A 9,891-nucleotide genomic window follows, 5' to 3' on the forward strand; every position below is an offset into this window, starting at 1 on the left:
TCTGATCCATCTGGATCGAGGGGGATTAACTCATCTGGATGGTCAGGAATGCTTGTCTCTGAGTGCCGGGGGGGTTGGAGGTCTCTGCCAGGCTCAGGATGGATGCTGTTGCTGATGGCCTCATCGCATCGAGCAGCGACAACCCCAATAAAAACCAGCAGCCCCGGCCCGCAACGGTCCGGCTGACATGCGCGCGCGTCCCGAGGGTGTCTGTCCGCTATTCAATGACTTTCGAGGTAAGTATGTCTCCGCGTTTGCTGGCGATGGCGCTGGCACCCCTGCTCGGGCTGTTCATCATGGCCCTGGGCAACGGCTTCCTGTCTTCCCTGACCACCCTGCGCCTGGACGAGGCCGGCGAGTCGGCCACCATGATCGGTATGGTCTCCTCCGCCTACTTCATCGGCCTGACCCTCGGCGCCGTGTTCAACGACCGCCTGATCCTGCGCATCGGCCATATCCGCGCCTACAGCAGCTTCGCCTCGCTGATCGCCGTGACCATCCTCCTGCAGGGCCTGTTCGTCGATACCTGGGGCTGGATGGTGCTGCGCCTGATCAACGGCTGGGCCACGGTCGGGGTGTTCCTGGTGATCGAAAGCTGGCTGCTGATGGCTGGCGACACCAAGGTCCGCGGCCGCCTGCTGGCCCTGTACATGATCGCCTTCTACGGCGCCGGCGTACTCAGCCAGGCCGGCCTGGGCGAGTTGGCCAACATGGGCGACATGGCGCCGTTCATGGTCGCCGGCATGCTGGCCTCGCTGTCGGTACTGCCGATCGTGATCCTGCCGCGGGTGTCGCCGATCCTCGAGCATGTCGAGCCGCTGAAACCGCGCCAGTTGCTGAGCGTGACCCCCACCGGCCTGATCGGCTGCTTCGGCTCGGGTGTGACCATCGCGGCGGTCTACACCCTGCTGCCGCTGTACCTGCAACGTATCGGCCTGGACGTCGGTGAAGTCGGGCAAATGATGGCCTGGGTGATCCTCGGCGCCATGCTCCTGCAATACCCGGTGGGCCGCTGGTCCGACCGCAAGGACCGCCAGGACGTGCTGATCGCCCTCGCCGCCGCGTGCGTGGTGCTGTCGGTGGTGATCGTGCTGCTGCCGTCCAACTCGGTGCTGTTGCCGGCCATGCTGTTCCTTCTCGGTGGCGGTGTGTTCGCGGTGTACCCGGTGTCGGTCAGCCACGCGGCCGACCGTGCCCCGGTCGAGGCGCTGGTGCCGATGATCCAGGGCATGCTGCTGATCAACTCGCTGGGCTCGGCCATGAGTCCGCTGGCGATCTCGCCCGTGATGAACACCTACGGCGCGGCCGGGCTGTTCTGGGCCTTCGCGGCGGTCAACCTGGCCATGGTCGGGTTCTTCCTGCTGCGCCGCGGCAAGCGTCCGGTGCCGGCCAACCCGGCGCCGTTCGTGCCGTCTGCGACCTTCTCGCCGACCGGCGCCGAACTGCGGGTCACCGACGACCTGCGCCATGCCGCCCAGGAACACCCGCCGGTGCCCGAGTGCGACAACGCCCACTCCCCGCCCGTGCCCCGCGCCGGCGTGGAATAAGGGTCTACACTGCGGTGCCCGGAGCATTTCGAAGGAGCACCGCAGTGAACACCACCACCCGCTCGCTGGCTGGCGCGATCGCGCTGCTGGCACTGACCGGCGTCGCCCAGGCGGCGCCGTTGTCAATCCACTCCACCGCCTTCAAGGATGGCGGCACCGTTCCCCTCGCCCAGGTCGGGCCCGATGCCAATTGCGGCAAGGGCCAGGGCCTGTCGCCGCAAGTCAGCTGGAAAAACCTGCCGGAAGGCACCCGCTCGGTGGCGCTGCTGATGTTCGACCCGGACGGCGCCAAGGGCCTCGGGGTCAGTCACTGGGTCGCCTACAACATCGATGCCAAGCGTGGCGAGATCGCCGAAGGTGCGAGCGAAGGCATCACCGTTGGCAAGAACATCAGGGGCGACACGGCCTACCGCGGCCCCTGCCCGCCTGCCGGCGACAATCCCCATCACTACGCCCTGACCCTGATCGCCAGCGACCTGGCGCCGGACGCGCTACCCGCAGGCCTGGACCGCGAGGGATTGATCAAGGCACTGCAAGGCCATGCCCTGGGTGGGCAAAGCCTGATCGGCCTGTACGGTCACTGAGCCTTCTTCGGCCTGGGGATCAACCAGCCGAGGATCACACCCTTCTTCGGCGCCGCGTCGATCAGCGGCTCGGCGTCGTACCAGCGCACACGATCGAGGGCGTCCGCCTTTTCGCCTGCGCTGCCACGCAGGCGCAGGCCGTCGCTGCACTTTCCCGAGGCCAGGCATAACCGGGCGTAGCCGTAGACCACGAAGGAGTGCGCGTCTTCAGGCCTACAGCCCTTGGCCCCGACCTTCTTGATCGCACATTGCACTTCGAGGATCAGCGGCGAGCCGCCGTCGATGGCCTTGCGGATCACCGCCATGGTGCCCTTGACGGTGTGCGGCAATTTCTCGCCATTGGGATACTCGACCAGCTTCATGTCGGTTTCGAACAGGGCATGGTTGCTTACGCGCTTGCAGCGGTCGGGGATCACTACCCGGTAGAAGAACTCGCCGAACTTCTTGCCATTGAGCCCCTTGGCCAGCTCCGGGTTGTCCAGGCCGGGGACGATCTGTCGCAATTCGGCCATTACCGGCGCAGGAATGTCGGCGGTAGTGGCGAACTGGCCCTTGTACTTGCGGTAAAAAGACTGCAAGCGGCCCAGCAGCTTGCGCTGGGAGGCGACTGACGCCTCGGTGATGCTGCCGTCCTCGACATACAGGTCGCCGAGGAACGCCCGCTCGTCGATGCACGACTGGTCGGGCGCCGAACCGCGAATCACCGCCGTGTTGAACAACGCCCCGATCGAACTGCCGCCTTCGGTGAGTTCGGGCGGGTTGCTGAAGCTGTAGTGGCCGTCGTTGTTCTTGGGCAGTTCCTGGCCCCAGACCGCCACGCCCAACGGCGACACCAGGCGATTGGGCTCCAGGGTGCTGCAGTTTTCCTTGTAGGCCTGGCAGTTGTGGTAGTTGAACACCGTGGCTGCGGAATGCCCGTAGCAGAAGCCGAAGCCTTGCTGGCTGGTGGGCGCGGGCATGTTGTCGAGGACCTTGCTTTCCTTCACCGTCCACTCTTCGCCGTAATAGACCTCGACGCTGACGTACTCCTCCTTGGCGTGAACGAGGAGCGGGAACAGGCACAGAATGATCGGCAGGAGGCGATTCAAGGCAGGAATCTCGGGAGAACGGGCTATTAAGCGAAGCGTACAAGCAGGTATGTCGTTGCGCCACTACCGCCCGGAAACCTCTTAACAAAATGTTGCAAGTCGTCATCGCTATATAGAATGCTATACGTCGAAAAACAGCCCAAGAGCCCTGCCATAGAGAGGCCACGCATGACCACCGCCGTGTATCCCAAGGAAGCCACCGGGGCGAACTACGCCCTCGACCTGATGAACTATGCCCAGGCCCGTACCTGGGAAGCCGTGGACGCCATCGCCGCGGTGATTCGTCCGGGCATGACCGAAAAGGAAGCCACCCTGCTCGGCAAGCAGATCCTCGTCGACCTGAACATGGAACGCATCTGGCACCCGCTGCTGGTGCGTTTCGGCGCCAATACCCTGAAAGCCTTCAACGAACGCTCGGAAGGCGATCCGGTGCTGGGCGAGAACGATATCTTCTTCATCGACATGGGCGTGGTCTGGAAGGGCCATGAAGGCGATGCCGGGGCGACCTTCACCGTCGGCGACGACGCCGAGATGATCGCCTGTGCGGCGGCAGCCAAGAGCCTGTACCAGCGGGTCGAGGCGCACTGGCGCGCATCGGGGTGCAGCGGGGTCGAGCTGTATGACTTTGCCCACGAACAGGCCGAGGCCATGGGCTGGAAGCTGAACCTGGATATCAAGGGGCACCGGGTCAGTGATTTCCCCCATGCCATCTACCGCGCCGGGGACCTGGGGGATTACGACGGGCAGCCGAACAAGGGGTTGTGGATTCTGGAGATCCAGATTGCCCATCCCACCAAGGCGTATGGTGCGTTCTACGAAGATCTCCTGGCTTGACACCGATCCCTTGTGGGAGCCGGCGTTGCCGGCGATGAGGCCGGACCAGACAACATCGCTGTCATTGCCGGCCTCATCGCCGGCAACGCCAGCTCCCACAGGGTTTAGTGGTGAATTGCAGTTCTGCATGCTGCTCGGAGCACGACGATGGACAAACTCCCCCTGTTGCTGTCCGCTCAACTGACCTGAGGCCCCCAGGCGGTCATCAGCGGCCCCTCCACGCCTCCCAGTGGATCGGCCTCCGGCAACGGCACGCGGGCGATACGCCCTTGCGAATCGGCGTGGTTGCCACTGCCGGGACGCTGAATATCGTAGTCCTCCTGCCCGCGCGGGTAGGCGCCCACCACGAGAAAGTCCTTGCTGCACTCGACGCAGCGATGGCCGGTGCCCGCTGGCAGGACCAGCACATCACCGGGTTCCAGGCTCAGGGTCTGTCCCGACTCGCCGCCCAAAGTCACCCGTGCCCGCCCGTGCACCACCGCCAGCGCCTCGTGGGCCGTGGAATGGTAGTGGTGATAGTCGTAGATGCCGGCGCGCCATAGTGGAATCCATTGGTTTTCGCTGAACAGTGCTCCGAAGGCGTCGGCCAATGCCGCGCCGTTGGTACTGCGCAGGTGATAGTGCAGCACCGGCAGGTGGCTGTTCGGCGTGGACCCGTCATCGTGGAAGTACAGTTGCCGGACATGTTCCAGGCCCCGTTGCAGATCATCGAAAGCGTGCATGGTTTACCTCTTCTTGCGCGTCCCCAGCTCGATCCAGGTCGGCGCGTGGTCACTGGCCTTGGCTTCGTTGCGCACCCAGGCATCGACCCCTGCGTTCTTCAGATAGGGGGCCAGGGCGCGGTTGAGCAGCAGGTGATCGATACGCAACCCCGAGTTCCTCTCCCAGTGCTGGCGAAAGTAGTCCCAGAAGGTGTAGAAGCGCTCGTGCGGATAAAGGTGACGCAGCGAATCGAGCCAACCCTGTTCCAGCAAGCGCTGGTAGCAATCTCGACTTTCAGGCTGCAGCAAGGCGTCCTTGAGCCAGGAGCGGGGGTTGTAGATGTCGAAGTCGGTCGGCACTACGTTGTAGTCACCGGCGAGCACTACCGGGTGCTCGCTATCGTGGAGCGACCGGGCATGGGTGATCAGTTGTTCGAACCAGGCCAGCTTGTAGTCGAACTTCGGTCCGGGCCGGGGATTGCCATTGGGCAGGTACAGACAGGCAATGATCACGCCATGGGCAGCCGCTTCCAGGTAACGACGCTGGGGGTCGCCCTCCATGCCCGGCAATCCACGGCGGATTTCCAGCGGCTCGGCATCGCGCGCAAGAATCGCCACGCCATTCCAGGAGGGCTGCCCGGAATAAAGGCTGCCATAACCGGCCTGCGCCAGGGCCTGGACGGGAAAATCCGCCGCCTTGAGTTCCTGCAGGCAGGCGATATCCGGTTTTTCGCGTTCCAGCCACGCCAGCAGGTTAGGCAGGCGCGCACGAATACCGTTGATATTGAAGGTGGCGATCTTTAGCGCTTTCATGCGTCCGGATCGGCCAGCCGACTTTCCAGTGCATCTTCCAGCGCCCGGGCGTGACCGCTGTTGGCCAGGGCCTTGAGCGCCATGTATTCATCCCAGTCCACCACGCCGCTGGCGAGCAGTTCCTCTGTGCCCTGCAGCAGGCTGGTGTGCCAGGCATCCGGCGAGTCCAGGCGGTAGCCATCGTCGCTGAGCAGGTCGTGCCAGGCCTGGAGTTCCGGGCGGTGGGGTTTGTCGTTCATGGTGGCGTGTCCTGATCTTCTACCTGTTGCTTATGAGCCCCGGCGGACGGCGGGCGTTCAGAAAAACCAAACTTTTCCCGGCTCGCGGCCCTCAACACCCAGGAGGCGACAACCGTCGTCATGACCTGAACGGGAGGAGCTCATCCATGGCTCAGCAACTGCAAGGCAAGAAGATCCTGGTGATCACCTCGAACGCTGGCGTCGAGCGCGACGAACTGCTCAAGCCGCTGGAGGCACTGCGCAATCTTGGCGCGACCCTGATCCACGGCTCGATCAAGGGCGGGACGGTGCAGACCTTCCTGCACGACACCGAGAAGGATCGGGCAGTCGAATCCGATGCCAAACTGAAAGACCAACAGGAAGCGGACTTCGATGCCCTGGTGATTCCAGGCGGCACCGTCAACGCGGACACCCTGCGCACCGACGAGGATGCGCGGCGCCTGATCAATGAATTCAGCCTGGCCGGCAAGGTGATCGCGGCGATCTGCCATGGGCCTTGGGCGCTGATCGATGCCGGGGTGGCCGAGGGCAAGACGCTGACGTCATATCCCAGCGTGAAGATTGACCTGGGCAACGCCGGGGCCGAGTGGGTGGACAAGGAGGTGCAGACCTGCGGAGCGAAAGGCTGGACCCTGATCACTTCGCGCAAGCCGGATGATATCCCGGCGTTCAATCGGGCGATTGCCGAGGCGCTGGTGGACTGATTTCTCGGGTGCCTGTACTGGCCTTATCGCCGGCAACGCCGGCTCCCACAGGTTTGGCGTACACCGCGATACCTGTGGGAGCCGGCGTTGCCGGCGATAAGGCACTCAAGGCGGTCAGTGATCCATCTCATCCTTCACGATCTTGCCGCTGTGCGGATCGACCTTGAATTCGTACTTCATGCCATCGGCCTTCATCCCTTCGCCTTCCCAATGGCCGTCATCGGCTTCGATCTTGGTGATCTGGGTGTAGCCGGCCGCCTTGAGGGTGGTTTCGGCCTGGGCCTGGGTGACTTTCCAGTCCGCGCCAGGCTGGTCGGCGAAGGCCGGGCCGGCCAGGGCGCCGATCAGGGCGAGGCCGGCGAACATCGAGGTCAGTGGTTTCATGGGACAGCTCCTTGTTTTGCATGAAAGGTCTTTCATGGACTGGCACGCCAGGCGCAAGGTTCAGCCGGATTCGCCGCGAATGGCTGCACGGCTTACACTGTGCGGCCGTTTCATTCAGTCAACGCAAGGGACCCCCATGGCCAACCACGACATCACCTACATTCCCGACCCGGACCCGGAATCGATTTCCTCCGATGTGACCGGCTTCAACGGCATCCTGATGTCCACCCAGATCCCCACCCGCGCCGACGGCAGCCTGGAGCTGGGCGATATCACAGCGCAGAGCGAATGCACCCTGCAGGCCCTGAAAGTGGCCCTGGAAAAAGCCGGCAGCTCGATGGACCGGGTGCTGCACCTGACCATCTACCTGACCGACATGGCCGAGCGCGCGGCGTTCAACGAGGTGTACCAGCGCTTCTTCCAGCAACCCTGGCCGGTGCGTGCGGCGGTGGGCGTAGCGGAGCTGGCGGTGGAAGGGATGAAGGTGGAAGTCACGGCGATGGCGGCCAAGGCCTGATCTCCCCAGGCTGAACGCGAGACCCTGTGGGAGCTGGCTTGCCAGCGAGGAGGCCAGACCAGACACCTTCTTTGTCATTGAAGGCCCTATCGCTGGCAAGCCAGCTCCCACAAGGACCGGTGAGCAGCATTCGGATGCCCCCCGGCCATTTCGCCGCTACAATGCGCGCCTTGACCGTGAAGCAGCCCGAAAAAAAACATTATGTCCTTGCCCAAGCATCACCTCGAATTGCTCAGCCCTGCCCGCGATGTCGCCATCGCCCGCGAGGCCATCCTGCATGGCGCCGACGCCGTGTACATCGGCGGCCCGAGCTTCGGCGCGCGGCATAACGCCTGCAACGAAGTCAGCGAGATCGCCGAACTGGTGAAATTCGCCCGCCGCTACCATGCGCGGATCTTCACCACCATCAACACCATCCTCCACGACAACGAGCTGGAACCGGCACGCAAGCTGATCCACCAGCTCTACGACGCCGGCGTCGACGCGCTGATCGTCCAGGACCTCGGGGTGATGGAGCTGGATATCCCGCCGATCGAACTGCACGCCAGTACCCAGACCGATATCCGCACCCTGGGCCGGGCGAAGTTCCTCGACCAGGCCGGCTTCTCCCAGCTGGTGCTGGCCCGCGAGCTGAACCTCAAGGAAATCCGCGCCATCGCCGACGAAACCGACGCGGCGATCGAGTTCTTCATCCACGGTGCGCTGTGCGTGGCCTTCTCCGGCCAGTGCAACATCTCCCATGCCCAGACCGGGCGCAGCGCCAACCGCGGCGACTGCTCCCAGGCCTGCCGCCTGCCCTACACCCTGAAGGATGAAAAAGGCGGCGTGATCGCCTACGAGAAGCACCTGCTGTCGATGAAGGACAACAACCAGAGCGCCAACCTGGCCGCGCTGGTGGACGCCGGCGTGCGCTCGTTCAAGATCGAGGGCCGCTACAAGGACATGGGCTATGTGAAGAACATCACCGCCTACTACCGCCAGCTGCTCGACAACATCCTCGAAGGTCGCCCGGATCTCGCCCGTGCCTCCAGCGGCCGTACCGCGCACTTCTTCGTCCCGGACCCGGACAAGACCTTCCACCGCGGCAGCACCGACTACTTCGTCAGTGAGCGCAAGATCGATATCGGCGCCTTCGACTCGCCGACCTTCACCGGCCTGCTGGTGGGCAACGTGGAGAAAGTCGGCAAGCGCGACATGAGCGTGGTCACCCATGAGCCGCTGTCCAACGGCGACGGCCTGAACGTGCTGGTCAAGCGTGAGGTGGTGGGCTTCCGCGCCAATATCGCCGAGCTGAAAGGCGAGTTCGAGGAAGACGGCGAGAAGCGCTACCGCTACCGCGTCGAGCCCAACGAGATGCCCGAGGGCCTGTACAAGCTGCGCCCGAACCACCCGCTGAGCCGCAACCTCGACCACAACTGGCAGCAGGCGCTGCAGAAGACCTCGGCCGAGCGCCGTATCGGCCTGTCCTGGGTTGCCCGCCTGCGCGAGGACGCCCTGGAACTGACCGCCACCAGCGAAGAAGGCATCAGCGCCAGCGCCCGCCTGGATGGCCCGTTCGGGGTAGCCAACAAGCCGGAGCAGGCCCTGGAGCAACTGCACGACCTGCTGGGGCAACTGGGTACCACCCAGTACCACGCCAATGCCGTCGAACTGGATGCACCGCACGCCTTCTTCATCCCCAACTCGCAGCTCAAGGCCCTGCGCCGCGAAGTGATCGAGGCCCTGACCGAAGCGCGTATCGCAGCGCATCCGCGTGGCGGGCGCAAGGCGGAAAGCACGCCGCCGCCGGTCTACCCCGAGTCGCACCTGTCGTTCCTGGCCAACGTCTACAACGAGAAAGCCCGGGCCTTCTACCACCGTCATGGTGTCGAGCTGATCGATGCTGCGTACGAAGCCCATGAGGAACCGGGCGAAGTACCGGTGATGATCACCAAGCACTGCCTGCGCTTCTCCTTCAACCTGTGCCCGAAACAGGCCAAGGGCGTGACCGGCGTGCGCACCAAGGTGGCGCCGATGCAGCTGATTCATGGCGATGAAGTGCTGACCCTGAAGTTCGACTGCAAGCCGTGCGAGATGCATGTGATCGGCAAGATGAAGGGCCATATCCTCGACCTGCCGCAGCCGGGCAGCGCGGTGGGCGGCCATATCAGCGCCGAAGACCTGATGAAGACCATTCCCCGCGGGCCGCACTGAGGCCCCACCTGGCATCTGTTTTGCCTTGTCACCTCCCACGGCGGGCCACATTGGCCGCTGTGGGAGCGGGTTCACCCGCTCCCACAGTGATCGCATTCCGCCACTCCATCTCCTCCCTACCCGACCACCAACCGGTAGCGCTTTGCGCAACCTGTAGGAAATATTGATATCATCTGTAAGCATTTTCCTACGAAACTCAGGGCTCACCCCCGGAATCACGCTAGGGAAACACCTTAAACGGCATTCAACTTTTGCAGACATGGGCCGATGTATGGAGCGCAGGCCGG

Annotated in this window: 11 protein-coding genes; 6 read left to right on the forward strand and 5 right to left on the reverse strand. The window is 63.8% G+C overall.

Going from position 1 to position 9,891, the window contains the following annotated elements; all coding sequences use genetic code 11:
- Nucleotides 1-242: 242 nt before the first annotated feature.
- Both PSEMO_RS09970 and PSEMO_RS09975 read left to right on the forward strand, forming a co-directional pair.
- Nucleotides 243-1,547, forward strand: coding sequence for an MFS transporter (locus PSEMO_RS09970; RefSeq protein ID WP_075802904.1), 1,305 nt, complete (start codon nt 243-245; stop codon nt 1,545-1,547).
- Nucleotides 1,548-1,591: 44 nt separating this feature from the next.
- On the forward strand, nt 1,592-2,131 hold the full coding sequence (locus tag PSEMO_RS09975) for a YbhB/YbcL family Raf kinase inhibitor-like protein (protein ID WP_144443560.1): 540 nt from the start codon (nt 1,592-1,594) through the stop codon (nt 2,129-2,131).
- Here the strand turns inward: PSEMO_RS09975 and PSEMO_RS09980 are convergent.
- Nucleotides 2,125-3,219 (reverse strand): hypothetical protein, encoded by a 1,095-nt coding sequence (locus PSEMO_RS09980; RefSeq protein WP_075802905.1) that lies wholly within the window; start codon nt 3,217-3,219, stop codon nt 2,125-2,127. The two genes, PSEMO_RS09975 and PSEMO_RS09980, sit on opposite strands and share 7 nt — an antisense overlap.
- Before the next feature lie 168 nt (nt 3,220-3,387).
- Between PSEMO_RS09980 and PSEMO_RS09985 the strand changes: the two genes are divergently transcribed.
- The gene (locus PSEMO_RS09985; protein ID WP_075802906.1) at nt 3,388-4,053 is read left to right on the forward strand and encodes a M24 family metallopeptidase; all 666 of its coding nucleotides are present in this window, start codon (nt 3,388-3,390) and stop codon (nt 4,051-4,053) included.
- A gap of 176 nt (nt 4,054-4,229) precedes the next feature.
- Here PSEMO_RS09985 and PSEMO_RS09990 read toward each other — a convergent pair whose 3' ends face one another.
- The 3 genes from PSEMO_RS09990 to PSEMO_RS10000 are packed head-to-tail and all read right to left on the reverse strand — an operon-like array spanning nt 4,230 to nt 5,806.
- Nucleotides 4,230-4,775 carry a cupin domain-containing protein gene (locus PSEMO_RS09990; RefSeq protein WP_075802907.1) on the reverse strand — a complete coding sequence of 182 codons (546 nt, stop codon included), beginning with the start codon at nt 4,773-4,775 and terminating at the stop codon, nt 4,230-4,232.
- A 3-nt stretch (nt 4,776-4,778) separates the two neighbouring features.
- Entirely contained in the window at nt 4,779-5,567 is a 789-nt protein-coding gene (xth, locus tag PSEMO_RS09995; RefSeq protein WP_075802908.1) for an exodeoxyribonuclease III, read from the reverse strand.
- Nucleotides 5,564-5,806, reverse strand: coding sequence for a hypothetical protein (locus tag PSEMO_RS10000; RefSeq protein WP_075802909.1), 243 nt, complete (start codon nt 5,804-5,806; stop codon nt 5,564-5,566). The genes xth and PSEMO_RS10000 overlap by 4 nt, the downstream gene beginning before the upstream one ends.
- 146 nt (nt 5,807-5,952) lie before the next feature.
- Between PSEMO_RS10000 and PSEMO_RS10005 the strand changes: the two genes are divergently transcribed.
- Nucleotides 5,953-6,510: a type 1 glutamine amidotransferase domain-containing protein gene (locus PSEMO_RS10005; protein WP_075802910.1), complete on the forward strand. Its 558-nt coding sequence runs from the start codon at nt 5,953-5,955 to the stop codon at nt 6,508-6,510.
- Between the two features lie 114 nt (nt 6,511-6,624).
- On the opposite strand, the gene PSEMO_RS10010 is transcribed toward PSEMO_RS10005, so the two are convergent.
- On the reverse strand, nt 6,625-6,894 hold the full coding sequence (locus tag PSEMO_RS10010; protein WP_075802911.1) for a PepSY domain-containing protein: 270 nt from the start codon (nt 6,892-6,894) through the stop codon (nt 6,625-6,627).
- A gap of 136 nt (nt 6,895-7,030) precedes the next feature.
- On the opposite strand from PSEMO_RS10010, the gene PSEMO_RS10015 reads away from it, so the two are divergent.
- Both PSEMO_RS10015 and PSEMO_RS10020 read left to right on the forward strand, forming a co-directional pair.
- Nucleotides 7,031-7,411 carry a RidA family protein gene (locus PSEMO_RS10015; RefSeq protein WP_075802912.1) on the forward strand — a complete coding sequence of 127 codons (381 nt, stop codon included), beginning with the start codon at nt 7,031-7,033 and terminating at the stop codon, nt 7,409-7,411.
- Nucleotides 7,412-7,612: 201 nt separating this feature from the next.
- Complete coding sequence (locus PSEMO_RS10020) at nt 7,613-9,604, forward strand: peptidase U32 family protein (protein WP_075802913.1); 1,992 nt, start codon at nt 7,613-7,615, stop codon at nt 9,602-9,604.
- Nucleotides 9,605-9,891: the final 287 nt, after the last annotated feature.

It is taken from the genome of Pseudomonas putida, from assembly GCF_001941965.1.
Classification (GTDB): domain Bacteria; phylum Pseudomonadota; class Gammaproteobacteria; order Pseudomonadales; family Pseudomonadaceae; genus Aquipseudomonas; species Aquipseudomonas putida_L.

Coding starts and splice junctions, on each gene's coding strand:
- xth (WP_075802908.1), bottom strand. CDS start 5,567: ATGAAAGCGCTAAAGATCGCCACCTTCAATATCAACGGTATTCGTGCG.
- PSEMO_RS10015 (WP_075802912.1), top strand. CDS start 7,031: ATGGCCAACCACGACATCACCTACATTCCCGACCCGGACCCGGAATCG.
- PSEMO_RS10010 (WP_075802911.1), bottom strand. CDS start 6,894: ATGAAACCACTGACCTCGATGTTCGCCGGCCTCGCCCTGATCGGCGCC.
- PSEMO_RS09970 (WP_075802904.1), top strand. CDS start 243: ATGTCTCCGCGTTTGCTGGCGATGGCGCTGGCACCCCTGCTCGGGCTG.
- PSEMO_RS10020 (WP_075802913.1), top strand. CDS start 7,613: ATGTCCTTGCCCAAGCATCACCTCGAATTGCTCAGCCCTGCCCGCGAT.
- PSEMO_RS09985 (WP_075802906.1), top strand. CDS start 3,388: ATGACCACCGCCGTGTATCCCAAGGAAGCCACCGGGGCGAACTACGCC.
- PSEMO_RS10005 (WP_075802910.1), top strand. CDS start 5,953: ATGGCTCAGCAACTGCAAGGCAAGAAGATCCTGGTGATCACCTCGAAC.
- PSEMO_RS09990 (WP_075802907.1), bottom strand. CDS start 4,775: ATGCACGCTTTCGATGATCTGCAACGGGGCCTGGAACATGTCCGGCAA.
- PSEMO_RS10000 (WP_075802909.1), bottom strand. CDS start 5,806: ATGAACGACAAACCCCACCGCCCGGAACTCCAGGCCTGGCACGACCTG.